This window comes from Nonomuraea polychroma (assembly GCF_004011505.1).
Classification (GTDB): domain Bacteria; phylum Actinomycetota; class Actinomycetes; order Streptosporangiales; family Streptosporangiaceae; genus Nonomuraea; species Nonomuraea polychroma.
The window spans coordinates 6,005,882-6,031,530 of sequence record NZ_SAUN01000001.1 but is presented as its reverse complement, the minus strand read 5'-3'; the positions used below and the strand labels follow the sequence as shown (position 1 = coordinate 6,031,530).

The window sequence follows — 25,649 nt, the reverse complement described above, 5'->3', positions numbered from 1 at the left end:
ATAAAAGGGGGGTACATGCCGCGAGTGCGGGAGCTTGAGGTCTTCCGGCTGGTCCTGCCGTACGGCAAGAGGTCGGAGACCCTGCTCGTGAAGCTCACCGACCACGGCGGTATGACCGGCTGGGGTGAGGCGATATCCCCCCAGCCCAAGACCTGGTCGAGGCTTCAGGAAACGCTGGCCGCCCTGTTGATCGGCGTCGACTGGGAGCACCCCGACGCCGTGCCGAGCGGCGACTCCGCGGTGGACATGGCCTGCTGGGACCTGTGGACCAGGATGCGGGGGGTGCCGCTCGCGGAGGCGATCGGCGGCACCCGCACCTCGCTCATGGCCACCGTGCGCCTGGCGCCCGACCCGTCGCCCGAGAGCCTCGTCTCCCGGGTCAACCAGCAGGTCTGCGCCGGGTACGGGCACGTCACGCTGGACATCAGGCCCGGCTGGGACGTCGAGCCGGTGCGGGCGGTGCGGCAGGCGTACCCCGCGCTGACCCTCGCCGTCGACTGCGGCAACGCCTACACCGACCTCGGCCAGCTGGTCGCGCTCGACTCCTACGGCCTGGAGGTGATCGAGCGGCCCTTCGCCGCCGGCGACGCCTACACGCACGCCGCGCTGCAGGACCGGGTGGCCGCGTCGGTCGCCGTCGAGGTCGCCTCGACCGCCGAGCTGGACGACTACCTGACGTTGCGCGCCGGCCGCGTCCTGCTGCTGCGGCCGACGGCGTTCCCGTCGCTGACCGAGGCCCGCCGGGCGCACGACCGCGCCGCGGCCGCCGGCTGGGACATCCAGTGTGCGGGCGGCCAGGGGGCGGGGCTGGCCAGGGCGGCGACGGTGGCCGTCGCCAGCCTGCCGGGCTGCACCCTGCCCTGCGACGTGACGCAGCCGCCCCGCCAGAACCAGATCGTCACCCCGATCGTGGGCGCCAACGCCGGCGTCATCGCCGTCCCTCTGACCCAGTCCGGCCTCGGCCACGACGTCGACGATACGCGGCTACGGCGGATGGCCAAGGAGTCCTTCCACGCCTAAGGCTCCTACCCGGTCGATTGGCGGGTGAGCGGACCGCACGCGTCGGCTGCGGCTATCGGTTTTCTGTGGCGGACGCGCTGGAAAGCTCATCGATCCCATCAGCAAGATTCCAGCCGTCACCGTGTTCAGTGACATCAAGGACGACACCTATAGGACGATCTTCAAAGTGGACATGGGAACATCGATCAAGCTTCCCGCCCCGGTCGATTTCGAGCTGGACACCTCCATCTTCAAGGTCTGACCGCGAAGCTGCACCCTGCCCTGCGACGTGACGCAGTCGCCCCGCCAGAACCAGATCGTCACCCCGATCGTGGGCGCCGACGCCGGCGTCATCGCCGTCCCTCTGACCCGGTCCGGCCTCGGCCACGACGTTGACGAGATGCGGCTACAGCGGATGGCCAAGGAGTCGTTCAACGCGTAAGGTTCCTACCTGATCATTTCAAGCCGTACCGGGTCCTGCTGGGGGATGGATGACGGGGAAAGATCCGGACGAGGACGCCATCAGGCTGGCCGGCGAGTCGCTGGCCTCGGGGGATCCGGTGGGCTGGTTCGAGCGGCTTTACGCCGAGTCGGCGACCGGGGACGCGATCGTGCCGTGGGACTCGCGGTCACCGCACTTCCTGCTGACCGAATGGGGTGTGCCTGGGACCGGGCGGGCGCTGGTCGTGGGGGCCGGGCTGGGGGACGACGCCGAGTATGTGGCCGAGCTCGGCCACGAGACCGTGGCCTTCGACGTGAGCGAGACGGCGGTGCGGCTGGCGAAGGAACGTTTTCCGGACAGCGCGGTGCGGTATGAGGCCGCGGACCTGCTGAACCCGCCCGCCGAATGGCGGCAGGCCTTCGACCTGGTCGTCGAGATCATGACCGTGCAGGCGCTGCCCGAGGAGTTGCATGCCCCGGCCATCGCCCGAATCGCCGAGTTCGTCCGCCCTGGAGGTACGTTGCTGGTGATCGCCTCCGGGAGGGACGAAGGCGGCCCGGTGTTCGCGCCGCCATGGCCGCTGACCCCGTCGGAGATCGCGGCGTTCGCGACGGACGGGTTGAAGACGGGGACGATCGAGGACCTGCGTGACGGGGAACGGCACCGCTGGCGCGCCACCTTCCACCGCCCCGCGTGACGGGCTTCGCCCCAAATGGGCGCGCCGACACGCTGGCCGAGCTCACCCACAGCCACCGGCCGCTGCGGCACCTCTCGATAGCCTGAAGTACGAAGCGGGTCAGGCGCGTCGCTTCCGTCCGTCTCAAGATGCGAGGTGAGGATGTCCGTGCCGTCGCTCCGTAACCTTTTCCAGGCCAACCGCTATCCGGGCCGGAGTGTGGTGTGGGCGAGAACGCTCGACGGCGCGATGTGCGGCGGCTACCTGCTGACCGGCCGCAGCCAGGCATCGCGGGCGCGTGCCCTGCGTCTGCGCGATCACGAGCTCGTCGTCGGCCCCACCGAGCCGGCCGAGAACGATCCGCTGCGGCATTACGTCGCCGCCGCGCAACGTGACGGCTGGCTCGTGTTCGGCAACGGCGAACAGGTGGCCACGGTCGCAGATCGCCTGTTGGAAGGGCAACCGGCAGCGGTGGCGCTGGACGGCCTGAACTACGAGCCCGATCCGCCGATCTTCACGCCGCGCATCACCGTGATCGTGGACGTGAGCGCTCCGGCGAACGCGTGGTTCGGGGCGGCCCGCCGCAGTCTCGGCGACAGAACATCGACCAACGTGCTCACCCTCTCCGTCCGGGATCTGGCCCCCGGTGACGCCGTGTTGATGACCACGTACGTCTCCGACGGCCACCGCATCCTCACCGGAGAGCCTTTCCTCGAGGGCCTGACCACGGCCGCTGACCAGGAGGAGTTGCTGGACGAGCTCTGGGAGGCGCTCGATCCGTACTATCGGGTGGCGGCGGCGACCTTCACACCCCACGGCCTCGCCAAGGCGACCCTGCGCCACCAGGGTTGAGGCGCGTACGTCCCGCCCGGGCGGCCAGGAACGGCACCTCAGCCGGTGAGGACGGGGGCCTCCTCCTGGCCGAAAGTGATCACGATGTACCTGCCGTTGGCGTAGCTGACCACCGGTCGCCCGAGCATGTCACCCACCCTGCGGGCGACACCCTGGAACATCTCCACCATCTCCGGAGTGTCGGCGGACACCCTGAACCGTCCGTTGGCGAGGAGTTGCTCGGCGACCAAGGGGGAGAAGTTCATCTCGGCCCGGACCTTCTCCTCGGGGCTGAGAGGGGTGCGCCGGGGCGCGGGCTGCGTGCCGAAAGAGTGGGACATTGATGATCTCCTCTTGATCGCCGTCGTTCTAGGATGCCATCCGCTCCTCCCGCCTGGACCGCCATTCAGCAAGTAGTGAAAGGGTCTGGGAGAGCGGCAGGGTGGCCGCGACCGCGATGTGCCACCAGAACAGGCCGTCCAGGACGACCTTCGGCCAGTCGACCGTTTTCTCCAGCCGCCAGGGATTCGCGCGCAGCGCCTCGATCTGCTCCATGGTCTCCGCGGAGGCGCCGCTGTCCAGCCAGCCCCACGGATAGCCCATTCCGCGGTGGTAGCCGAACATGCAGCACACGGTTTCGCGTACCACCAGCAAGCTCAGGAACAAACCGGCCGTACCCAGAGCTGCCGTGACGGCCCAGGCCACCCAGCCGGCCCGGTGGCCGGTGAACCCGAGCCAGGCGAGCACCAACCCTCCCGCGCACGTCGACGCGCCGAACGCCAGATAGTGGCTCTGGCCGCCGGAGGCCGACAGTGCGAGGACGCCGAGGAGCATGCTTGCCGTGCCGAAGAATCCCACCACGTAGGGGCGCCGATTCGGTAAGGGCATGCCGCCGAGCATCGCACGGTTCACGGGCGTGCTCCATATCGCTCGATCTCTGCCCAGGATGAGAATGTCGGCATGTTTCGCGTATATCTACGCCTTTCAGCGTGAGGAAAGAACGATGGCATCGACCGTCTTCGGGATACTCGCCGTGCTCGCAGTGATCGTGGGCGTGGTGCTGTTCCTCGTGCTGAGGCGGCGGCCACACACCCGGGTCGGGGCGTACGCCACGGGGGTGTTCTCGCTCCTGGCCGCGGGGGTACTCACCATGGGCTACCTCTCGTTCGCGGGCCTGGAATCCGCCGCGCTGAACACCTTCACGCCGGCGGAGCGCGCGGCCGCGCTGCCGTGCGACGCGGCGGTCCTGCAGGCCGACAACACGGACAACAAGCTCAACGGACGCTACATCTGGTGGTTGCGGCTCCGGGTGACCCCTCGGGCCGGCAGCCCGTACGAGATCGAGCGTACGGCCCGGCTCACCTCGTCCATGGGGGAACGCCTGGAGCAGGGGAATATCGTCCTTCCCTGCCTGGTGGCCCCCACCGACCGCACCCGGATCGAGATCGCCGCACTCGCTGAGTGACACGAAGGCTGAGAACCGACATAGTTCCCATCGCGCGGAGCGCGCCCCTGCGGAGGACCATGCGGTCAGGGGTGGGTGAGGGCGGCCTCGAGGAGGAGGGCGCCGGCGCCCAGCAACGCGGCGTCGCGCCCTGCTCTCGCCGGGGCGATCTCCAGGTCTCTGGTGGCCAGGGGGAGGCAGCGTTCCCAGACGGCCGCGCGGATCGAGGTGATCAAGGGTTCAGCTGCCGACAGGCTGCCGCCCACCGCCACCACGTCCGGGTTGAAGAAGTTCACCAGGACCGTCAGCACCTCGCCTATGCGGCGGCCGGCGTTGCGGACCAGGCTCGTCGCCTCAGGGACGGCGTCATGCACCAGGCTTACGATGTCGGCCGGGCGGGTCACCTCGATGCCGGCCTCCGACAACGCCGTCATCAGGGCGGCGCCGCTCGCGTACGCCTCCAGGCAGTCCGGGTGGCCGCAGGCGCAGATGACGGAGGAGTCCGAGCGGACCCGGACGTGGCTGATGTCGCCGGCCGCGCCGCGGCCGCGATGCAGGCGGCCGTTGACGATCACGCCGCAGCCGATGCCGGTGCCGGCCTTCACGACCATGAGGTTCTCGTGGTCCGGCCACCAGCGGGCCTCGCCGGCCGCCATCAGGTTCGCGTCGTTCTCGACGAGGATGGGCAGGTCGTAGCGGGTGGCGAGGTGGTCGGCGACGGGGAAGTCGTTCCAGCCCGGCATGCGGGAGGGGGTGACGACGCGGCGGGTGGCGGGGTCCACCGGGCCGGGGATGCCGGTGCCGACCCCGCGGAGCGGCACTCCGGCCGGTACGTGCGCCGCCACCATCTCGTCGAAGCCGTCGGCGATGCGGTCGAGCGTGGCCCGCGGGCCGTCGGCGATCTCGCACGGCCGTTCCTCCACCACCAAAGGGGCGCCGCTCAGGTCGAGCAGGCCGAGCCGAACGTGGTGGGCGCCCAGGTCGGCGACGGCCAGCACGCCGGCCCTGGCGGACAGGCGCAGCAGGCGCGGGCGGCGGCCGCCGCGGGAGGCGCCGGAGCCCTCCTCGGCGAGCAGGCCCGCGTCGATGAGCTCCTCGACGCGGAGCGACACGCTGGACGCGGCCAGGCCGGATAAGCGTGCCAGGTCGGCGCGGGACTCCGCCTTGCCGGTGGCGACGAGTCGCAGCAGGTCGCCCTGTGCCCCCTGCACGGGCAGCCGCTGGTTCATGTGAGATACCTACCATGCAGGACTTCTGACGACAACGTATTGACTTGCTACGAAATATCCCACTACGGTCCGGACTATCTTCGAAATCGAAGGAAGTGACCGTTCATGAAGTGGTTTGTCGCTGCCGCCGCAGTCTCCCTGTTAGCCCTGTCGGCCTGCGGTGAGTCGAGCAGCCCAGCCGTCCCCGGGGCCACGTCCCCCCAGAGCGACATCCTGGCCAAGGCGCCGGTCGCGACGGCGGCCGAGATCCTGCCCGGCTCCACCATGGAGAAGATCAAGCAGCGCGGCGAGCTCCTCGTGGGCGGCTCGCTGGACGCGCCCCTGCTCTCCCAGCAGAACCCGGCCACCGGCGAGGTGGAGGGGTTCGACGCGCAGATGGGCAAGGCCCTGGCGAAGTACATCCTGGGCGAGCCCAAGGTGAAGATCGTCAACTCGGCGTCGGAGACCAGGGAGGCGTTGCTCGCCAACGGCACCGTCGACGTGGTGTTCCAGACGTACACGATCACGGAGGAGCGGGCGAAGCAGGTCGCGTTCGCGGGCCCGTACTACACCTCCGGTCTGACGATCGCGGTGAAGAAGGGCACGACGGGCATCACCAAGCCGGAGGACCTGAACGGCAAGAAGGTCCTCGCGGGCGCGAACACCCCGGCCATCCCGGCGATCAAGAAGCTGGCGCCGCAGGCCGAGATCATCACGTTCGGCAGCGACCCCGAGTGCATCCAGGCGCTCAAGCAGGACCGGGGTGTGGCGTACGTGCAGGACGAGACGATCCTCATCGCCGACGCCAAGAAGGACCCGTCGATCGAGATCGTGACGAAGCCGTTCACCACTGACCCGTACGGGATCGGCCTCAAGCACGGTGACGACCAGATGAAGAAGTTCGTCAACGACTGGCTCAAGAAGATGCAGGACGCCGGGGTCTGGCAGGAGATCTGGAAGACCTCCATCGGCACCGTCGTGACCGGCGATGCGCCGGCGCCGCCGCAGATCGGCTCCGTGCCGGGGTCCTGATGGGAGTCCTTCTCGAGCACCTGCCCGAGTTGTGGCAGGGGCTGATCGTGACGCTCCAGCTCACCGCCGCGTCCTTCGCGGGCGCGGCGGTGCTGGGCGTGCTGGTCTGCGCGCTGCGCGTCAGCCCGGTACGGGTGCTGCGCGCGCTGGGCACGGCCTACGTCGAGACGCTGCAGAACCTGCCGCTGCTGGTGCTGCTCGTGCTGGTGTTCTTCGGCCTGCCGGAGATCGGGATCAAGGCCGACCCGCTGGTGACGGCCATCGTGGTCATCGCCGTGTACGAGGCCGCCTACATCGGCGAGGCGCTGCGCTCGGGGGTGAACTCGGTGTCGAAGGGGCAGGGAGAGGCGGCGCGGGCCATCGGGCTGACGTTCGGCCAGTCGCTGCGGCACGTCGTCCTGCCGCAGGCGCTGCGCACCGTGGTGCAGCCGATCGGCAACATCTTCATCGCCACCACCATGAACACGGCGCTGGCCGGCGCTGTTAGCGTCGTCGACCTGACGGCGAGCGCCCAGCGGGTGAACCTGGTCGAGGCCCAGCCCATCCCGATCTTCGTGGGCGCGGGGATCGCGTACGGGCTGATCGCCGCCGCGGCCGGCTTCGTCACCGGCAGGCTGGAGCGCCGGCTGGTGATTCTCCGATGAGCACCGTCCTGTTCGACGAGCCGGGGCCCAAGGCACGCCGGCGCATCCGGGTCGCCACCGTGCTCGGCACGCTGGCCGCCCTGGCGCTGGCCGCGCTGGCCGTGCGGCAGTTCGCGGCGAACGGGCAGCTCGACGCCGCCCGGTGGCAGCCGTACGCGACCTGGCCCATGTGGCGGTACCTGCTGGACGGGCTGTGGTCGACGTTCCTGGCGGCCGTCGTGGCGGCGGCGTTGTCGATGGCGTTCGGGCTGCTGCTCGCGCTGGGGCGGGTGTCGCCGCGGGCATGGGTGCGCGGCCCGGCCGCCACCTACGTCGAGGTGGTCCGGACGATCCCGGCGTTGCTGCTGGTGTACGTAGTGCTGTTCGCGCTGCCGCGGTACGGGCTCGACCTGCCGTTGTTCTGGAAGCTGGTCGTGCCGCTGACGGTGTCCAACGCGGCCGCGTACGCGGAGATCTTCCGCGCCGGGATCAACTCGATCGAGCGCGGCCAGACCGAGGCGGGCCTGGCCGTCGGCCTCACACGGCTCCAGACGATGCGGCTGATCGTGCTGCCGCAGGCCGCCCGCCGGGTGCTGCCGTCGCTCGTCAGCCAGTCCGTCGGGCTGCTCAAGGACACCTCGCTCGGCTTCGTCGTCAGCTACGGCGAGCTGCTCTACAGCGGCAAGGTCCTGGCCGCCTACAACGGCCTGCTCATCCAGACGTACCTGGTCGTCGCGCTGATCTACCTGGTGGTCAACATGTCGCTGTCCAAGCTGGCCCGCACGCTGGAGGCCCGCCAGCCCGCGGGCTCCGTCACGTTGAGAAGGAGAACCGCACGTGCCTGAGCTCGCCGTCCTGGCCGAGGTGATCCGCTCGGGATTCGTCGAGAGCGTCCACTACGGCAGCGCCGTCGGGCTCGACCCGTCGGGGCGGGCCGAGGTGGCGCTGGGACTGGTGGACGCGCCGGTGCTGCCCCGCTCGTCGGCCAAGCCGTTCCAGGCGCTGGCCTGCCTCACCGCGAGCGCCGGAGCTCGCGCGCCGGCGGGGCCGCGCCTCGCGATCGCGGCCGGCAGTCACACGGGCGAGGACTTCCACGTGCGGGTGGTGCGCGAGGTGCTCGCCGACTACGGCCTGGACACCGAAGCGCTGCGCTGCCCGCCGTCCTGGCCGGAGGATCAGCCGACGATGCACGAGCTGATCAGGCAGGGCGCCGGCGTCTCCCGCGAGCGGATGAACTGCTCGGGCAAGCACGCCGCCATGCTCGCCGCCTCCGTCGCGAACGATTGGGACGTGCCCGGCTACCTGTCTCCCGAGCACCCCCTGCAGCTGCGGGTGCGGTCGGTCACCGAGGAGCTTGCGGGCGAGAAGGCCGTGCACGTGGCCGTGGACGGGTGCGGGGCGCCGCTGTTCGGGCTGTCGCTGACCGGGCTGGCGCGGGCCGTGCAATCCCTGGTGCTGGCCGCGCCGGGCAGCGCGCCGCGCCAGGTCGCCGACGCGATGCGCGCCCACCCCGAGTACGTCGGCGGCACCGGCCACCAGAACACCGAGCTGATGCGGGCCCTGCCGGGCGCTCTCGTCAAGGGCGGCGCCGAGGGCGTGCTGGTGGCGGCACTGGCGTCGGGGCACACGGCGGCGGTGAAGGTCATCGACGGCAGCCCGCGCGCCACGACGGCCATCGCGCTGGGCGTGCTGCGGCGGATGGGCTGCGACGTCACGTCCGCCGCGGCGTTCGAGCACGTGGACGTGCTGGGCGGCGGCGTCCCCGTGGGCCGGATCGCCATCACCTCGAGCCTGCCGGCTGAGACGGTCTGACGGGAGCGAGCAGGACTCGCGCGTGCACGACGCGCCGGGCCGGCGGGCGGCTCAGGCCGCCCGCGGCAGGTCGGCGGTCAGGGCGGCACGGAACTCCTCGTCGGCGTGCTCGATGGCCTGCAGTTGCACCGCCTCCCGCCGGAAGATCATCGACAGCCCCCAGTCCGTCAGCACCCGGGCCTTGTGGTGGAACGTCGGCACCCACGCCAGGTGGTACGCCCGATGCGCCAGCCACCCAAGGAACCCGGTCAACCGCAGCCGATACACCTGCGCGACCCCTTGGTGGTGCCCGAGCCCGGCGACCGACCCGAGATAGGCGTGACGGTACGCCTTGAGCCGCCGCCCCCTGACATAGGCGACGAGGTTCCGCCCGAGCAGCTTGGCCTGCCGGACTGCGTGCTGGGCGTTGGGCGCGGTGAACTCGCCCGGCCGCGTCAGGTCGGGCACCGCCGCGCCGTCGCCGGCCGCGAAGGCGTCCTCGATCCCCGCCACCGTCAGGTATTCGGTGGCCGCGATGCGCCCGAGCCGGTCCACCGGCAGCCCGCTGGCCGCCGCCAGCGGGTTGGGCCGGCCGCCCGCGGCCCACACCAGCGTGCCGGCGTCCAGCGAGGCCCCGTCGCTGAGCACCGCCACCCCGCCTGCGGCCGACTCCAGCCGGGTGCCGAGCCGGACGTCGACGCCGCGCTTGCGCAACGCGTCGGCGGTCCAGCGCCCGAGGTCCTCGTGCAGCTCGGGCAGGATCCGCCCGGTGGCCTCGACCAGCGTCCAGCTCAGGTCGGCGGGCTCGATGCCGTCGTAGTAGCGGGTGACCTCGTCGGCCAGACCCTGCATCTCGGCCAACGCCTCGACCCCGGAGAACCCGCCGCCGACCACCACGAACGCCAGCGCCCTCCGCCGCGTTCGCTCGTCGTCCGTCGAGGCCGCCGCGGCGAGCTGGGCCAGGACGTGGTTGCGCAGGTGCACGGCCTCGCCGACGGTCTTGAAGCCGGCCGCGTGCTCGGCCAGCCCGGGGATCGGCAGCGTACGGGTGATCGACCCGGCCGCCATCACGAGAATGTCGTACCCGATGGTCCTGGCGGGCCCCTGCACCGGCTGGAACTCGGCGCTGCGCGCCGCGTGGTCCACTCGCGTGACCCGCCCGGTCAGCACCCGCACACCCTTGAGCACCCGGCTCAGGGACGCGACCACGTGGCGCGGCTCGACCGTCCCGCCGACGGCTTCGGCCAGGAACGGCTGGTACGTCATATAGCCGCGCGGGTCCACCACGGTCACGGTCGCCTCACCCGAGCGGATCAGCTTACGCAGTCCCATAGCGGTGTACATGCCGACATATCCGCCACCGACGATCAGAATGTGTTTGCTCATTGCCCGTTTCCTTCCAGGTTCTTCACCTCAAGGACGGGTCAGCCCTCACGTTTGTGACATGAGTACGGGGCTAGAGCGTCTGCTCGCCGGTCTCCGGCAACGCCAGCAGGCAGAGCAGGCTCAGCAGCGCCATCGCCGACACGTACCCGCCGATCGCCATCACCCCGAGCCCGCTCGCCTGCATGCTGGTGGCGACCAGCGGCGGGACCGCGCCGCCGAGCACCCCGCCGAGGCTGTAGGCCACGGAGGCGCCGCTGTAGCGGTATTCGGTCTTGAAGAGCTCGGGCAGGTACGCCCCCATCGGCCCGAAGATCAATCCCATCAGGCCGAGCGCGCCTGCCAGCGCCAGCCCGACCAGCACCACTGACGCGGTCTCCATGAGCGGGAACATCACCAGCCCCCACCCGGTGGCCAGCGCCGTGCCGGTGATCAGGGTACGGCGGCGGCCCAGCCGGTCGGAGACCATCGCGGAGGCCACGGTGCCCGCCGCCATGAACAGCACTCCGATCATGGTCAGCGCCAGCATCGTGGTCCGCGGGATCTTCAGGGTCTCGGTGCCGTACGCCAGGCAGTAGGTGGTGGCGGTGTAGAACAACGTGTACGCGATCGTCATGGCCCCGGCGCCGAGCAGCACCCGCCGCCACTGGTGCCGCATGAGCCCGGCGAACGGCACCTTGGCGATGCGCCGCTGGTCCATGGCCGCTTGGAAGACCGGCGTCTCGGAGATCTTCAGCCGCACGTACAGGCCGACGATCACGAGCAGCAGGCTCGCCACGAACGGCAGCCGCCACCCCCACCCGTCGAACTCCGCGTCGCTGAGCACCTCACCGAGAATGAGGAACAGCCCGTTGGCCACGATGAACCCGACCGACGGCCCGAGCTGGGGGAACATCGCGTAGAGGCCGCGCTTGCCCGGCGGCGCGTGCTCGGTGGCCAGCAGCGCCGCGCCGCCCCATTCGCCGCCGAGCCCGATGCCCTGCGTGAAGCGCAGCAGCACCAGCAGCACGGGCGCCACGACGCCGATGGCCGCATACCCGGGCAGCAGCCCGATGGCGACCGTCGACAGCCCCATCACCAGCAGCGACACGACCAGCATGGACTTCCGCCCGATCCGGTCGCCCCAGTGCCCGAACACCGCCGAGCCGAGCGGCCGCGACACGAACGCCACGGCGAACGTCGAGAACGACGCCAGGGTGGCCGCCACCGGATCCATGCCGGGGAAGAACGCCGTGTTGAGCACCAGGGCCGCGGCGGTGCCGTAGATGTAGAAGTCGTAGAACTCGATCGCGGTGCCGATGAGGCTCGCGGCCGCGATCCTGGATCGGCTCGGCGCCGCGAGCTCGGGGGAGGTCGTCGTCATCTCGTCTCACTATGCGGACTTGCGTCTTGTGAAGCGATACGACGCTATCACCTGCGCTATGTCACATTGCTTCAGGCATCCCGATAGATTGCAGCAGCGGATCACTCGTGGAAAGGAATGACGGTTGCCTGTCGATCTGGTGATCTTCGACTGCGACGGGGTGCTCGTGGACAGCGAGCCCATCTCCGTACGGGTGGGCACGGCCGCGCTGCGCCGCCTCGGCTGGACGATCGACGAGGCGGCGTACGCCGAGCGGTTCGTGGGCTGCACCAACGAATACTGGGCCGAGCAGGTCGGCGAGGTGCCGCCGGGGTGGCGGGAGCAGGTCAACGCCGAGTATGCCGCCGCGATCAAGGCCGAGCTGTGCGCCGTCGAGGGCATCGAGGCGGCGCTCGACCGGCTGACCGTGCCCAGCTGCGTGGCCTCCAACGGCCGGCACACCACGATCCGCCGCAGCCTGGAGATCACAGGGCTGACGGAGCGGTTCGCGGGGCGGGTGTTCAGCGCCGAGGACGTGGCCGAGGGCAAGCCGGCGCCCGACCTTTTCCTGCACGCCGCCGCCACGATGGGGGTGACGCCCGAGCGGTGCGTGGTGGTGGAGGACAGCCCGTTCGGCGTGATGGCGGCGGTGAGCGCGGGCATGCGCTGCCTGGCGTACGCCGGCGGCCTGACCCCGGTCACCCGCCTGACCGGCCTGGGCGCGACCGCCCTCTTCCACGACGCCGCCACGCTGCCGGACCTGATCAGCTCCCTGGATTGACCTGCCCCGACCCTGACCCGGCGACGTACGGTGAGGTCATGGCGCAACGTCCGTATGTGGTGGTGCACGTGGGCATGTCCGTCGACGGAGCGACCACCGGGTTCCAGCCCGACGTGGCGAGGTTCTACCAGCTGGCCCAGACGTGGACGGAAGACCTCACCCTGGCCGGCGCCGACACCATCCTCGCCCAGGAGGAAGCTCTGGCGCAGGCCGAGGGGCCCGGCCCCGCCGAGGGCGGTCCGCTGCTGGCCGTCGTGGACGGCCGCGGCCGCGTCACCCAGTGGGAGGCGCTGCGTGACGCCGGCCACTGGTCCGACGTCGTCGCCCTGCACTGCGCGAGCACTCCTGAGCGTCCGCCCGGGCGGCAGGTGCGCGAGCTCGTCACCGGCGCCGACCGCGTCGACCTCGCCGAAGCCCTGCGGGCGCTGGGCCGGGACGACGGGGTCAGGGTGGTGCGCGTGGACAGCGGCGGCGGGCTCACCGGCGCGCTGATGACCGCCGGGCTGGTGGACGAGATCAGCCTGCTCGTCCACCCGTGCCTGGCCGGCGAACGGGCCACCCGCTTCTGGTACGGCTCCGCGCCGGCCGCCGCGCCGCTCATCCTCGCCACCGCCCAGAGCCTGCCCGACGGCTTGGTGTGGCTGCGCTATCACCGCTGACGGGCGCGCCCGTCGTCGTCCAGGTAGTCGCGCCACGACCGCTTCGGGTTCCAGCCCAGCATGCGGTGGGCCTTCGCGCACGAGATGCCCGACGCGTCCGGCCGGGCGAGCGGCCGCAGCTCGATCTGGTCGCCGAAGTACTGCCGCAACACCGCGGCGAAGTCGTGCCCGCCCACGTTGTCCGGCGAGGCGATGTAGAACACCTCGTGGCCGGGCAACCGCGACTCGACGGCCAGGACGATGGCGTCCGCGAGGTCGTACACGTCGATGTAGCTCCACAGGCCCGCACCGGCGAGCGAGGAATCGCGGACGATCGGGCCGAGGTTGCGCTCGTAGTTGCCCTCGTGCTGGACCCAGCTCGGCCGCAACGAGATGCACCTGATGTCGGAGCGGCGGACGGCGGCGTCCATGAGCTGCTCGCCGAAGTGTTTGGCCAGCGCGTACGGGTCCTGCGGCCGGATCGGATGATCCTCGTCCATCGGCGCGTAGTCCGGCAGGAACTTCCGCTCGGGGAAGAAGAACCCCGGGACGGTCTCGCTGGAGATGTTGACGAACCGCGGCACCCCGAACCGCACCGCCGCCTCGATCAGGTTGAACGTCGACATCAGGTTGTTCTGGAACACCACCTGCGGCGGGTTGTGCGTCGGGTCCGGGAGGGCGGCCGCGTGCACCACCGCATCGGCCCCGCGGACCACGGCGAACGCCTGTCCCGCATCGGTCAGGTCGGCTTGCAGGTAGTGCGGCTCACCCGGCTCGGGCCGCTCCCAGACCGGGCGGGTCAGGTCGACGGCGGTCACCTCGTGACCGGCCTCCATCAACGCCTTGACGGCCGCACGCCCGACCTTGCCGTGGGCTCCTGTGACGACGACGCGCATGGGTGACTCCTTCGGTGAGCGACGGGTCAAGGGTAGATCTCCGCGCCCCTGGCGTGACACCCGCCTCCCGGCTCATCCCACCCCGAGGATGGCGAGCGTGGAGCCGGTGCGCGTTTTGGTGACCTTGAGCTGGGCGGTGATCCGGGAACGCAGCTCGGCCACGTGGCTGACGATGCCCACGGCGCGTCCCCCGTCGCGCAGCCCGTCCAGGATGTCGAGCACGCCGTCCAGCGTGTCCTCGTCCAGCGTGCCGAAGCCCTCGTCCACGAAGAGCGTGCCGATCTCCGCGCCGCCCGCCTCCGCCGTGACCACGTCGGCCAGGCCCAGCGCCAGGGCCAGTGAGGTGATGAAGCTCTCGCCGCCCGACAGGGTCGCGGGGTCGCGCTCGACGCCGGTCCACCCGTCCGCCACGCGCAGGCCGAGCCCGCCGCCCGACCTGCCCCGCGAGCCGGCCGTCTTCCGCAGGTCGTGCCGCAGCAGGTAGCGGCCGGCCGACATGTGGTCCAGGCGCTCGTTCGCGGCGTCCACCACCTGCCGCAGCCGCTCGCCGAGCACATAGGAGGTCAGGCTCATGTTCCACTGGTTGTCGCTGGACGTGCCGCCGGCCAGGGCGGCCATCCGTTCGGCCAGCCGGTGCCGGTCGGCGGCCGGGCGCCACCGCTCGACGCACGCCGTCAGCTCGCCGTGCAGCTCCGCCAGGCGGCGCGCCCTGGCCCCCGCGCGGTCGCGGGCGCTGGCCAGCCTCGTGTACGCCGTCTCCGCCGCGTCCCGCTCTGCGCCGATCGCCGCCACGTCCGGCACGGGCTCGGCCGCGGCGGCGGCCAGCTCCGGATCGGCCAGCGTCCCGGTGACGGCGGCGTGCTCGTCGTCCAGCCGCCGCAGCCGCTCCGCTTTGTCCTCCCGCTCGGCCTGGCTCCGGTACGCGGCCTGCGCGTCCGGCACGTCCGCGAACCCCGCCTCGACCGCTGCCTCCTGAGCGTGCCGGCGGACTCTGTCCAGCTCGTCGGCGGCCGCCACCGCCGCCTGCGTGGCCTCCAGCGCCTCGCGCAGCAGCTCGGCCTCGTCGCCGAGCCGGGACAGGCGGGCGGTGATCGTCGTGTCGTCGCCGCGCGCGGCATCCAGCCTGGCACGGAGCCGCGCGGCGTCACCGCTCAGCTCCTCATGTCTGGTGCGGCACGCCGCCAGCCGCGCGGCCACCCTCCTGCCCTGCTCCTCCAGCTCCGAGCGCTCCCGGCCGAGCGCGGCCGCCTCAGCCGCCAGCCGCGGCTCCCGCCCGGCCGACTCCTGCAGCCTGCGCAGCTCCTGGCCGGCGGCGGCGAGCACACCCGCGCCGTCCAGCTCGCCGGCCCCACCCAGCAGGCCGGCGTCATCGAGCCGGCCCGCGCCGTCCAGCGCGCCGACGCCGTCCAGCGCGCCGGTGCCTTCCGGCTCGGCTGGGGCCGCCGCGGCCCTGGAGTGCCGGAAACCGGCCCGCGCGTCCTCAGCGTGGGTGGTCGTGAGGCGGGTGTGGAGGCGGGCCCGTTCGGTCTCCAGGCGGGTGCGGTGGGCGTGGTGGGCGGCGAGAGCCTCGGCGATCTCACCGGCCTGGTCCCTGACCCGCTCGCGGTCGGCTTCGACCCGCTCGAGCGCGGCGGCGAGGGCGGGCTCGCGGTCGGCCACCGCCTGTAGGCGGGCCAGCTCCTCCTCGGCCTGCCGGACGGCGTCCGCGGCGGACTCGGGGTCAAGGTCGCCGGCGGCCTCCGCGGCGGCGGCGTGCCGGGACTCGAGTGAGGCGAGGGCACGTTCGGATGTCTCCCGCTCGGCCAGGGCCGCCTCGTGCGCGTCTTCCGCTTCCCGCTCGTCGTCGGCCGACGGGGCGGCCGGGGCCGGCGAGGCCGGGTGAGGGTGGTGCTCGGACCCGCAGACCGAGCACGGGCGGCCGTCGGCCAGGTCGCGGGCCAGCTCCGCCGCCATGCCGTCCATGCGGGCCTGGCGCAGGTCGAGCCAGCGCTCCCGGAGCGTCTGTGCGTGGTCCACGAGCACCTGGTGTGCGGCGGCTGCCACGTCGAGCTCGGCGGCCAGGGCGTCGCGGCGGTGGGTCGCCTCCAGCGCGGCCCGCGCGGCGTCGAGGTCCGCGGCGGCCGCAGGGATGGCCGCCGCCTGCGCGCGTGCCTCCGCCAGAGCCGCGCCGGCGTCGGCGAGGCGTTCGGGCAGCTCGGCGCCGGCGGCGGACACCTCGGCCTCGCGCTGTGCCAGCGCGTCGAGCTCCACGGCCAGCCTGGCCAGCTCCCGGTCGACCTCGATCAGGTCCGCCGCCGCGTCGCGTACGGCCTGGACGGCCGGGATCCTGGCGGCGTCCATCCTGGCCTGGGCCAGCCTGCCCTCGGCCTGCTCGATGAGCCCGGGCAGGAGGGCGAGCCGGGTGGCCGCGGTCTCGTCGGCGGTGACGAGCTCGGCGAGCTCCGCCTCCACGCGCAGGAGGTCTCGGCGGACGACGGAGAGCCGGGCCTCCTCGGTGAGCAGCTCGGACAGCCGGGCGATCTCCGCCTGCCGCTGCCGCTCCAACGCCGCCAGCTCACCCACCTCGGGCGCCCCTAGGGCCGATGTCTCCGCCGCATCAGCGGTGCGGTGCCCTGGTGCCTGCTCGGCGCCGGGGTCCGTGAAGGTGCCGGACAGGAGGGGGCGCGCCTGGGAGTGGGGGCCGGCGGCCAAGGCGCCGGACAGGAGGGGCCGGGCGCGGGACAGGGCGTCGGCGGCCATGGTGCGGGCCTTGGCGGCTGCCTCCTCGCGTTGCCTGGCGGCGGTGATGAGGGGGATCACGCGGTCCGCTCGGGCGGCGTCGTCGAGGATGGCCTGCAGGTCGGCGCGTTCGTCGGCGCGCTCGTCGAGCATGCGGCGCGAGGTGAGCGCCTCGGCGTAGCGGCGCTGCCTGTCGGCGAGGGCGGCGGCCTGGTCGAAGCGCCGGCGTGCCGCCCGCAACGCCTGCCCCGCCGTCTCGTGCTCCTCTTCAGTCCGCGTCACGACGGCGCGCGCGGCGTCGAGCAACGCCCCGGCCCACCGCAACGGGTCGGAGCCGGGATCCGGCTGTGCCGCCACCGCCTCCGCAGCCTCCGACGGTGCGAGGGGAGCAGACGGCCCGGTGGGAGCATCGGTCTGCATGAGTGCCGCACGGAGGTCGTCGCCCGCCGCCTCCTCCACACGCTGAATGGCGAAGTCCACCTGCTGCCGCAGCTCCTGGGCCGCGCGCCCCGCGAGCTTGCGCTGCTCGGCCAGCCAGGACTCCGCCGCCGCGAAGACCTTGACCGTGAACAGCCGCTCCAGCAGCTTCGCCCGCTCCTCGCCGTCCGCCCGCAGGAACTTGGCGAAATCCCCCTGCGGCAACATGGCCACCTGCCAGAACTGGTCGGCGTTCATGCCGAGCAGCCCGCCGACCAGGTCTCCCGCCTCGTCCAGGCGGGTCGTCAGGCCATGCCAGCAGGAGCCGTGCCGCTCCGAGACGACGACCTTGGACTTCTCCTCCGTGAAGCCCGTGCCCCGCAGTTTGGGCCGGAGCCAGGCCGGCGAGCGCTGGATGCGCAATAAGCGGCCGCGGATCGACACCTCCAGGGTGACCGACGGCCCGGCCGAGGGCGGGGCGTGGTCGCAGCGCAGGCTGCGGGCGCTGTTGCGTTGCCCGGGGACCTGCCCGTAGAGGGCGAAGCAGAGCGCGTCGAGGATCGTGGTCTTGCCCGCCCCGGTGGGTCCGTGCACGAGGAAGAGGCCGGCCTCGGCGAGGGCGTCGAAATCGACCGTCTCGGTGCCGGGGAAGGACCCGAACGCCGTCAGCGTGAGCCGGTGCGGCCGCATCTACGCCATCGTCTCCTTCACCCTCGACGCCTCGATGGCCTGTCTTAGCAGGTCTTCCTCCTCAGGTGCGGCAGGCTCGCCGCGCACCTCCCTGACGAAATCGAGCGCGACCTCCGCCTCGGGCCGCCCGTTCAGGCGTACGGGCTGGGCCGAAGGCGCGGCGCCGACCGGGTCGAAGGAGAGGGCGAGGGTGTGGGGGAAGCGAGCACGCAACCGGTCCATGGCGGATTTGGGCCGGACGGCGTCGGTGAGGGTGACCTGCAGCCAATGCCCCTCGACGTCGGCATATTTCGGATGTGTCAGCAGCTCGTCCAGCTCCCCGCGCAGCCGCCCCACGGGCCGGGGCACGGGCGCCGGCACGAACTCCACCGACGAGCCCAGCTCCACCAGCCACGACCCCTTGACCTGCCCCGTCTCGGAGAAGGAGTAGGCCAGCGGCGACCCCGAGTAGCGCACGCTCTCCGACATGCGCTGCCGCCCGTGCAGGTGACCCAGCGCCACGTAGTCCACCCCGTCGAAGGCCGCCAGCGGCACGTGGGCCACCCCGCCCACGCTGATGTCCCGCTCGCTGTCGCTGGCCTGGCCTCCGGTCACGAAGCAATGGGCCAGCACGACCGACGCGCGCCGGTGTGCGGCATCGGCCCTGATCCGGTCCATCGCATACGTGATCGCGGCGGTGTGACTGCGGTCCGGCAGCTCCCATGGCGCGCGGACCAGCTCAGGCTCCAGGTAGGGGATGCCGTAGAAGGCCACCTCGTCCACCAGCACCGGCTCCCAGGAAAGATCCGGTGCTGTGCGCACGTGCACCCCGGCCGCCTCGAACAACGCCGACCCGAACCGCAGCCGCAGTGCCGAATCGTGGTTGCCGCTGATCAGCACCACCCGCGCCCCGGCCGACACCAGCCGGGCGAGCGCCTCGTCCAGCAGGGCGACGGCGTCGACCGGCGGCAGCGCCCGGTCGTAGACGTCACCGGCGACGGCCACCACGTCGATGTGCTCGGCCCGGACCGTCTCCACCAGGTGATCGACGAAGGCCGCCTGCCCGGCCAGCAGGCTCTCGCGGTGGAAGGTGCGCCCCAGATGCCAGTCGGAGGTGTGCAGGATCCGCATGTCGCAGCAAGCTAACAGTTCTCACCGACAAAAGCGGTCCCTGTAGCCCCACCCGCCAGGAGTAGGCTGGAAGATCGGAGCGGGCAAACCAACGCACATGGGGAGGCCGATGCGCACGGGCCGTGGCACCTTGAGCGTAGCCGCCGGTCTTGTGCTGGTGGCTCTTGCGACGGTCGGCTATGTGTTGCCGCCCGCGTTCGATCCGCCGCCGCTCAAGGTCGATCCAGCTTTCCAGGCGATCGCGCCGCAACCGGCGAGCGAGGTGCGGCCGGTGGTGTCGGTCGCCTCCGTCCGCAGGCAGGAGATCTCCGTCGCCGCCGAGGGGCAGCGGCTGGAGGGCACGCTGCGGGCGCCCATGACGCCCGGGCGGCACCCGGCGATGGTGTTCGTGTCGGGGTCGGGCAACGGCTCGCGTACCGAGTTCACACCGCAGGCGGAGTTCCTGGCCAAGGCGGGCGTGGTGACGATCGCGTTCGACAAGCGCACGATCGGCTACAACTTCCGCGAGCGCGACTTCGGGCTGCTCGCCGACGACGCGCTGCGCATGGTGGAGTATCTGCGCACGCTGCCCGAGGTGGATCCCACGCGGGTCGGGATCTGGGGCGTGAGCGAGGGCGGCTGGGTGATCCCGATCGCCGCAGCCAAGAGCACGGCGGTCGGGTTCGTGGTGCTGGTGTCCTCGCCGAACGTCTCCCCGCTGCGCCAGGTCGCCTGGGCGCTGAACGAGCAGCTGCTCAGGCTGCGTGCCCCGGTCGGCGCGCGCGACCTGCTGACCAGGGCGATGGGCGGGGTCGGCTTCAACTTCCTGCGTTACGACGCGATGCCCGCTTTAAGCCAGATCAAGCAGCCGGTCCTGGCGTTCTACGGCACCACCGACCCCTCGATCCCCTTCGTCGAGTCCACCAAGGCGCTCATCACGGCCATGGACAAGGCGGGCAACGACGACTACACGATCCGGTTCATGGCCGACGGCGACCACGCCATGCGCGTCCACGGCGGGCCGTTCACCAAGGGCTACCTGGAGACCCTCGCCAACTGGATCACCGGCCTGCCCGCCACCGCCAAGCCCGCGGTCCACATGGCGGGCGCCACCCCGGTGCAGCGGTTCGAGGCCAGCGACGTGCCCGAGGCCCCCTGGTACGCGGGCGGCACGATGCTGGGCCTGACGATCTGCCTGGCCGCGGTCGGCTACGTGGCCGGCCCGGTCGCCGCCGTCCTCGTACGGCTGCGCGGCCGGGGCCACCTGACCGTCGAAAGCAACGCCCGCCTGTGGCGGCCGATCAGGCGCCGGCTGGTCAGGATCGCGTGGACCAGCCTGGGCCTGCTGGCGTCGGTGGTGGCGTTCATCGCGCTGCTGGTGATGTTCTCGATCAACCAGGCGGGAGCCTGGCCGGCCGTGCTGGCCGGGTGGCTGGTCGTGCGGCTGCTGGCCGTGCTCATGCTGATCCAGGAGGTCACGGCGGTGGCGGCGTTCGTGTCGGCGCTGCGCGAGGGCATGGAGCCGAGCCGCTGGCAGCACGTCGCGGTCGCGGGCGTGCTGGGCGGCACCGGGCTGCTGATGGTGGCGGCGGCCTACTACGGGTTGTTCTCGTTCCCCTGGTAGACGAAGGCGGTCATCCAGCGGTCCAGTTCGGCGAACACCTGCTTGCGCACCGGCTCCGCCGACAGCACCAGGTCGTGCACGCCGTCCTGGATGCGGACGCACGTGACGTGCGGCCCGACCGAGGTGGCCCAGCGGGCGATCTGGCGCGGGTCCAGCACGATGTCGGCCGAGCGCGCCTCCGGGACGAAGTCGCGTACCCGCAGGCCCGCCGACGAGGCGAGCACGAGCACCGGCACGTCCACCGAGAGGCCCGCGTGCAGGCGCCGCTGTGCCCGCCGGATGGCGGCCAGCCACATGGCGTGCACCGCGAATCCGCCCAGCGGCTTGAGCTCCAGGTCGTAGTCCCATTCGCCGTGGTGGTCGCGGTGCAGGGCCTGCCCGTACGCGGTGCTGATCCCCAGCGGGAGCGCCCTGCGCGTGTACGACAGAGGCGTTTTGAGCAGGTCGGCGGTCACGCGGAGCGGCGCGGGCACGTTCAGGTCGAAGAACGGGCTGTTGAGCACGAGACCCTGCACCAGGCCGCGGCCGCGCACCCGGTCGGCCCACAGGGGAGCGATCAGGCCGCCGGTCGAGTGCGCGTTGATCGTCAGCTCGTCGTGGTCCTGCCTGATGATCCGTACGGCCTCGTCGATCTCGGGGAAGTAGTCGGTGACGCTCCTGATGAGGCCCCTGGTCTGGTGCGGCAGCAACGAGCGGCCGTATTTGCGCAGGTCGAGGGCGTAGAAGTCGATGCCGCGCTGGACGTAGTAGTCGGCCAGGTGGTCCTGGAAGAAGTAGTCGGTGAACCCGTGCAGGTAGAGCACCGCCCGGCGGGATCCGACCGTCCTGGAGATCAGCGTCGCGACGACCTCGCCCTCGAAGTCGTCCGGGAGCCGCAGCGTGGTGATCTCGTACATGCTAGCCACCATAAGGATTTTCCGGCCAGAAGGGCATCCCGGGCGGGAGATCCTTGCTCACCTTCATGGGGAAGTCCGCCTTCCTCTTCTCCAGGAACGCCGTGACACCTTCGACGGTGTCGGGCGCACCGCCGAGTTCGGCCATGAGCCGGGAGTCGGCCGCGTGCGCCTCCCAAGGGGACGCCGCCGACAGGCCGGACCACATGAGCCGGCGGACGGCGGCCACGGAGACGGCCGAGGTGTTGTCCGCGATCTCCCTGGCCAGCGCATAAGCGGCGGGGAGCAGCTCCCCGGCGGGATACACCCGGGAGACCAGCCGCCCGTCGAGCGCCTCGGCGGCGGGGAAGACCCGCCCGGTGGCGGCCCACTCCATGGCCTGGGCGATGCCGACGATCCTCGGCAGGAACCAGCTCGACGCGGCCTCGGTCACGATGCCCCGCCGGGCGAACACGAACCCGAACCGCGCCTCCTCCGAGGCGAGCCTGACGTCCATGGGCAACGTCATCGTGACCCCGACGCCCACCGCCGGGCCGTTGATCGCGCCGATGACCGGCTTGAGCGATCTGGCGATCCTGAGCGCCACCGTGCCGCCGCCGTCGCGCGGGACGCCGTCCACCAGTTCGGCGGGTTCCCGGTGGGCGAACGTGCCGCCGCCCCCGCCGAGATCGGCCCCGGCGCAGAAGGCCCGGCCCGCGCCCGTGACCACCACAGCGCGTACCTCGTCGTCGGCGTCGGCGAGGTCGAATGCCTCGATCAACTCTCCGCGCATGGCAAAGGTGAACGCGTTGAGGCGATCGGGGCGGTTCAATGTGATGGTGGCGACACGGTCGTCCACGTCGTAGTCGATCTCAGAGAAGGGCATACCCGAATTTTATTCGGTTACTGATGTTCACTCTCCGATAAAGACATATTTCGTATTCCATGCGTAGGCTGCCGACTCGATTCAGGCCTAGGGTCGGCTCTCGGGGAAACGGGGATGGCGTGCAGCAGGCGAAGGGGCCGGCGAGTGCCGGCGAGGTCCTCGGCTGGCTGGTGCTCGCGGCACTGGCGCCGGGGGCGGCTCACCTGCGCGCGGGCTGGCGCAAGACCGGCCTCACCCTGATCTCCTGCTACGCCGCGGGGCTGCTGGCGCTGCTCGCGGTGTGGCTGCTGAACGACTTCGACCAGCTCGTCGGCTCCTTCATCGAGAACTCCTGGCTGACCGCGATCATCATCGGCGCGGGGGTGCTGGGGATCGCGTGGTTCGTGCTGATCGTGCACTCGTTCATGGTGCTGCGGCCGGGGCGGCTGCCGCAGACCGGGCAGATCCTCACCGGCACGGTGGCGGGGCTGCTGGCCGTCATGGTGATGGTGCCGTTCGGGGTGGCCGGCCAGTTCGCTTGGACCTTCCAGGGCACGCTCCACGACATCTTCCAGGAGAACCCGCCCGACGGTGAGTCGCCGGTCGCGGCGCAGCCCAAGCCCGAGGACCCGTGGGCGGGGCGGCAGCGGGTCAACATCCTGCTCCTCGGCGGGGACGCCGACGATCACCGGGTCGGCGTGCGTACCGACAGCATGAACCTGGCCAGCGTGGACGTGAAGACCGGCAACACCGTGCTGTTCAGCCTGCCGCGCAACCTGGAGAACGTGCGGTTCCGGCCGGGCACGCCCATGGCCCAGCGTTTCCCCAACGGGTTCCGGCTGCCGGCCGACGCCGCCGGCGGGCGCAGCGACCTGCTCAACAGCGTCTGGGAGTACGCCGACGCGCACCCGGAGATCTTCGGTGGCAAGCAGCACCAGGGCCCCAAAGTCCTGATGGACACGATCGGCTACACCCTGGGCGTCAAGGTCGACTGGTACGCCCTGGTCAACATGTGGGGCTTCGCCCGCCTCATCGACGCCATCGGCGGCGTCACGATCAACGTCGAGACCGACGTCGTGTTCGGCAAGTACAACGAGGGCCTGGTCAAGGCCGGCACGCGCAAGCTGAAGGGCGCCGACGCCATGTGGTACGCCCGCTCGCGCACCAACAGCGACGACTACACCCGGATGCGCCGCCAGCGCTGCGTGCTGGGCGCGCTGCTCGACCAGGCGGACCCGGCGACGGTGCTGACCAGGTTCAACAGGATCGCGCTGGCCACCAAAGAGCTGATCAGGACCGACATCCCGCGCCGCATGCTCCCGCACCTGGTGCCGCTCGCGCTGAAGGTCAAGAACGCGAAGGTGACGAGCGTGCAGTTCGTGCCGCCGCTGATCAACACCGGCTACCCCGACTGGGAGAAGATCCGCACCGTCGCGGCCAAGGCCATCCGGGACTCGTCCGCGCCCAAGCCGGCCCTCGCCGCCACCGCCTCGCCCGGCGTGTCGTCCAGCCCGGCCCCGAAGAAGACCCCGAAGAAGAGCACCGGCACCAGCGCCAACCCGGCCAAGGGCCTCACGGAAGGGTGCGGCGGAGCGCTCTGAGCCCGCCGCGGAGAACCGCGGCGGTGCGCTCCAGGGGGGCGCCGGTGCGGATCCCGGTCGGCGCCGGAGTTCCGCACAGGCGGCCAGGGATCAGGCGGTGCCGAGGGCGGTGCGCAGTGTGCTGATGGCCTGGTTGACGGCGGCGCCGGCGGCGTGGGTCTCGCGCAGGGCGTTGAGCATGACGAAGTCGTGGATGATGCCCTGGTAGCGCACGGCCGTGACCGGGACGCCGGCCTGGCGCAGCTTGTTGGCGTACGCCTCGCCCTCGTCGCGGAGGACGTCGGCCTCAGCGGTGATGACCAGGGCCGGCGGCAGGCCGGCCAGGTCGTCCAGCGAGGCCCGCAGCGGGGAGGCGGTGATCTCGGCGCGCTGGGCCTCGTCGGTGGTGTACTGGTCCCAGAACCACTGCATGGCGTCGCGGCGCAGGAAGTAGCCGGTGGCGAACTGGTGGTAGGAGGCGGTGTCGAAGCTCGCGTCGGTGACCGGGTAGAAGAGCACCTGCTGCACCAGCGGCACGTCCCCGCGTTCCTTCGCCATGAGGGTGAGCGCGGCGGACATGTTGCCGCCCACGGAGTCGCCGGCCACGGCGATGCGGGTGGCGTCCAGGCCATGGGCGGCGCCGTCGGTGACGATCCAGCGGGCGACCGTGTAGTTCTGCTCGATGGCGATCGGGTAGCGAGTCTCGGGGGACAGGTCGTACTCGGGGAAGACGACGGCGGCCCGGGCGCCGACCGCCAGTTCGCGCACCAGCCGGTCGTGCGTGTGGGCGTTGCCGAACACCCAGCCGGCGCCGTGAATGTAGACGATCACCGGTAGCTGCCCGTCGGCGTCGGCCGGCCGGACGATGCGGGCCTGGACGGACCCCGTGGGCCCGCCCTGGACGGTCACCCACTCCTCGGCGACCTCGGGTTTGGCGATGTCGCCTGACTGCACCTCGTCCACGACCTTGCGGCCCTCGGCCGGGCCGAGGTCGAACAAGTACGGCGGATTGGCGGTGGCTTCGGCGAACGCGGCGGCGGCCGGCTCCAGCACGGGACTGATGGCGTGTTCGGACATGGCGTGCTCCTTGTGATGGGCGCCGAAGTGGCGACAGCCGAAACTGTAGCGCGCAATTAAGTCGTGCACAACTTATTTGGGTGCAACCTGGTCGTGCGCGCCTCAGGTCGGCTAGGATGACATCGTCATCGATCGTGTGCGCCAGGGAGGAACGGGTGGACCCGAACGTCACCGTCCAAGAGGGCTCGCTCCTGCTGGACGACCAGCTCTGCTTCGCCCTCTATGCCGCCTCACGGTCGGTCACCGCGCGATATCGCCCCCTGCTGGAGGAGCTCGGGCTGACCTATCCCCAATACCTGGTCATGCTCGTGCTGTGGGAGCAGGGCTCGGTCTCGGTGCGGGAGCTGGGCGCCGCACTCCAGCTGGAGTCCAGCACGCTGTCCCCCCTCCTCAAACGCCTGGAAGCCGGCAACCTGATCCGCCGCGAACGACGTGCCGACGATGAGCGCTCGGTGGCCATCACCCTCACCGAGGCAGGCGCGAGCCTTCGCGAACGAGCGCGTACGGTCCCCCTCGCCATCGGCGACGCCATGGGCCTGACCCCCGAACAGCACACCACCGTCAAACAGCTGCTCCGCGTGCTCATCGCCAACGTCAGCCGCGGTTAACGGCCTGCTCGCCCGCCCCGGCG

25 protein-coding genes are annotated in these 25,649 nt (G+C 71.4%); 14 read left to right on the top strand and 11 right to left on the bottom strand.

The genetic code is table 11. From position 1 onward, the window contains the following. The first annotated feature begins 15 nt into the window (after nt 1–15). The 4 genes from EDD27_RS27450 (at nt 16) to EDD27_RS27435 (ending at nt 2,969) form a co-directional block, all read left to right on the top strand. Entirely contained in the window at nt 16–1,020 is a 1,005-nt protein-coding gene (locus tag EDD27_RS27450) for an enolase C-terminal domain-like protein (protein WP_164903812.1), read from the top strand. 268 nt (nt 1,021–1,288) lie between these two features. Beyond that, the gene (locus EDD27_RS27445) at nt 1,289–1,441 is read left to right on the top strand and encodes a hypothetical protein (RefSeq protein WP_206641680.1); all 153 of its coding nucleotides are present in this window, start codon (nt 1,289–1,291) and stop codon (nt 1,439–1,441) included. Nucleotides 1,442–1,490: 49 nt separating this feature from the next. Then, nucleotides 1,491–2,138, top strand: coding sequence for a class I SAM-dependent methyltransferase (locus EDD27_RS27440; RefSeq protein WP_127934938.1), 648 nt, complete (start codon nt 1,491–1,493; stop codon nt 2,136–2,138). Nucleotides 2,139–2,285: 147 nt separating this feature from the next. Further along, complete coding sequence (locus EDD27_RS27435) at nt 2,286–2,969, top strand: IMP cyclohydrolase (RefSeq protein ID WP_206641679.1); 684 nt, start codon at nt 2,286–2,288, stop codon at nt 2,967–2,969. Between the two features lie 38 nt (nt 2,970–3,007). On the opposite strand, the gene EDD27_RS27430 is transcribed toward EDD27_RS27435, so the two are convergent. Next, nucleotides 3,008–3,289: a hypothetical protein gene (locus EDD27_RS27430; protein ID WP_127934936.1), complete on the bottom strand. Its 282-nt coding sequence runs from the start codon at nt 3,287–3,289 to the stop codon at nt 3,008–3,010. Between the two features lie 28 nt (nt 3,290–3,317). Next, complete coding sequence (locus EDD27_RS27425) at nt 3,318–3,836, bottom strand: hypothetical protein (RefSeq protein ID WP_127934935.1); 519 nt, start codon at nt 3,834–3,836, stop codon at nt 3,318–3,320. A gap of 115 nt (nt 3,837–3,951) precedes the next feature. Here EDD27_RS27425 and EDD27_RS27420 point away from each other — a divergent pair, with 115 nt between their 5' ends. Beyond that, nucleotides 3,952–4,413: a hypothetical protein gene (locus EDD27_RS27420; RefSeq protein ID WP_127934934.1), complete on the top strand. Its 462-nt coding sequence runs from the start codon at nt 3,952–3,954 to the stop codon at nt 4,411–4,413. Nucleotides 4,414–4,478: 65 nt separating this feature from the next. Here the strand turns inward: EDD27_RS27420 and EDD27_RS27415 are convergent, their stop codons facing one another. Then, nucleotides 4,479–5,621 carry an ROK family transcriptional regulator gene (locus EDD27_RS27415; protein WP_164903811.1) on the bottom strand — a complete coding sequence of 381 codons (1,143 nt, stop codon included), beginning with the start codon at nt 5,619–5,621 and terminating at the stop codon, nt 4,479–4,481. Between the two features lie 105 nt (nt 5,622–5,726). Here EDD27_RS27415 and EDD27_RS27410 point away from each other — a divergent pair, with 105 nt between their 5' ends. From EDD27_RS27410 to EDD27_RS27395, 4 genes are read left to right on the top strand one after another with little or no spacing between them, the layout of a single operon-like run. Then, nucleotides 5,727–6,632, top strand: coding sequence for a glutamate ABC transporter substrate-binding protein (locus EDD27_RS27410; protein ID WP_127934933.1), 906 nt, complete (start codon nt 5,727–5,729; stop codon nt 6,630–6,632). Then, complete coding sequence (locus tag EDD27_RS27405) at nt 6,632–7,276, top strand: amino acid ABC transporter permease (RefSeq protein ID WP_127934932.1); 645 nt, start codon at nt 6,632–6,634, stop codon at nt 7,274–7,276. Before EDD27_RS27410 ends, EDD27_RS27405 begins: the two co-directional genes overlap by 1 nt. Beyond that, nucleotides 7,273–8,100 (top strand): amino acid ABC transporter permease, encoded by an 828-nt coding sequence (locus tag EDD27_RS27400; RefSeq protein WP_127934931.1) that lies wholly within the window; start codon nt 7,273–7,275, stop codon nt 8,098–8,100. Before EDD27_RS27405 ends, EDD27_RS27400 begins: the two co-directional genes overlap by 4 nt. Continuing rightward, nucleotides 8,093–9,067 carry an asparaginase gene (locus tag EDD27_RS27395; protein ID WP_127934930.1) on the top strand — a complete coding sequence of 325 codons (975 nt, stop codon included), beginning with the start codon at nt 8,093–8,095 and terminating at the stop codon, nt 9,065–9,067. The genes EDD27_RS27400 and EDD27_RS27395 overlap by 8 nt, the downstream gene beginning before the upstream one ends. Nucleotides 9,068–9,118: 51 nt before the next feature. On the opposite strand, the gene EDD27_RS27390 is transcribed toward EDD27_RS27395, so the two are convergent. Continuing rightward, entirely contained in the window at nt 9,119–10,432 is a 1,314-nt protein-coding gene (locus EDD27_RS27390; RefSeq protein WP_127934929.1) for an NAD(P)/FAD-dependent oxidoreductase, read from the bottom strand. A gap of 70 nt (nt 10,433–10,502) precedes the next feature. Beyond that, entirely contained in the window at nt 10,503–11,792 is a 1,290-nt protein-coding gene (locus EDD27_RS27385) for an MFS transporter (protein WP_127934928.1), read from the bottom strand. Nucleotides 11,793–11,916: 124 nt separating this feature from the next. On the opposite strand from EDD27_RS27385, the gene EDD27_RS27380 reads away from it, so the two are divergent. Then, nucleotides 11,917–12,552, top strand: a complete 636-nt coding sequence (locus tag EDD27_RS27380; protein ID WP_127934927.1) for an HAD family hydrolase — start codon at nt 11,917–11,919, stop codon at nt 12,550–12,552. A gap of 38 nt (nt 12,553–12,590) precedes the next feature. Then, nucleotides 12,591–13,211: a dihydrofolate reductase family protein gene (locus EDD27_RS27375; RefSeq protein ID WP_127934926.1), complete on the top strand. Its 621-nt coding sequence runs from the start codon at nt 12,591–12,593 to the stop codon at nt 13,209–13,211. Here the strand turns inward: EDD27_RS27375 and EDD27_RS27370 are convergent. The 3 genes from EDD27_RS27370 to EDD27_RS27360 all read right to left on the bottom strand — a co-directional run bounded on the left by EDD27_RS27370 (nt 13,202) and on the right by EDD27_RS27360 (nt 19,021). Continuing rightward, nucleotides 13,202–14,086 (bottom strand): NAD-dependent epimerase/dehydratase family protein, encoded by an 885-nt coding sequence (locus EDD27_RS27370; protein WP_127934925.1) that lies wholly within the window; start codon nt 14,084–14,086, stop codon nt 13,202–13,204. The two genes, EDD27_RS27375 and EDD27_RS27370, sit on opposite strands and share 10 nt — an antisense overlap. Before the next feature lie 72 nt (nt 14,087–14,158). Then, nucleotides 14,159–17,911, bottom strand: coding sequence for an AAA family ATPase (locus EDD27_RS57935; RefSeq protein WP_127934924.1), 3,753 nt, complete (start codon nt 17,909–17,911; stop codon nt 14,159–14,161). Continuing rightward, nucleotides 17,912–19,021 (bottom strand): exonuclease SbcCD subunit D, encoded by a 1,110-nt coding sequence (locus EDD27_RS27360; RefSeq protein WP_127934923.1) that lies wholly within the window; start codon nt 19,019–19,021, stop codon nt 17,912–17,914. It lies immediately after the preceding gene. Nucleotides 19,022–19,130: 109 nt separating this feature from the next. Here EDD27_RS27360 and EDD27_RS27355 point away from each other — a divergent pair, with 109 nt between their 5' ends. After that, the gene (locus EDD27_RS27355; protein ID WP_127934922.1) at nt 19,131–20,624 is read left to right on the top strand and encodes an alpha/beta hydrolase family protein; all 1,494 of its coding nucleotides are present in this window, start codon (nt 19,131–19,133) and stop codon (nt 20,622–20,624) included. Here EDD27_RS27355 and EDD27_RS27350 read toward each other — a convergent pair. Further along, nucleotides 20,597–21,520: an alpha/beta hydrolase gene (locus EDD27_RS27350; protein WP_127934921.1), complete on the bottom strand. Its 924-nt coding sequence runs from the start codon at nt 21,518–21,520 to the stop codon at nt 20,597–20,599. The genes EDD27_RS27355 and EDD27_RS27350 overlap by 28 nt on opposite strands. Nucleotide 21,521: 1 nt before the next feature. After that, nucleotides 21,522–22,382, bottom strand: coding sequence for a crotonase/enoyl-CoA hydratase family protein (locus EDD27_RS27345; RefSeq protein WP_127934920.1), 861 nt, complete (start codon nt 22,380–22,382; stop codon nt 21,522–21,524). Between the two features lie 119 nt (nt 22,383–22,501). Between EDD27_RS27345 and EDD27_RS27340 the strand changes: the two genes are divergently transcribed. Then, on the top strand, nt 22,502–23,962 hold the full coding sequence (locus EDD27_RS27340; RefSeq protein ID WP_241564280.1) for an LCP family protein: 1,461 nt from the start codon (nt 22,502–22,504) through the stop codon (nt 23,960–23,962). 90 nt (nt 23,963–24,052) lie between these two features. On the opposite strand, the gene EDD27_RS27335 is transcribed toward EDD27_RS27340, so the two are convergent. Continuing rightward, complete coding sequence (locus EDD27_RS27335) at nt 24,053–25,018, bottom strand: alpha/beta hydrolase (protein WP_127934918.1); 966 nt, start codon at nt 25,016–25,018, stop codon at nt 24,053–24,055. A 116-nt stretch (nt 25,019–25,134) separates the two neighbouring features. Here EDD27_RS27335 and EDD27_RS27330 point away from each other — a divergent pair, with 116 nt between their 5' ends. Continuing rightward, entirely contained in the window at nt 25,135–25,626 is a 492-nt protein-coding gene (locus EDD27_RS27330) for a MarR family winged helix-turn-helix transcriptional regulator (protein ID WP_127934917.1), read from the top strand. Nucleotides 25,627–25,649 lie beyond the last annotated feature (23 nt).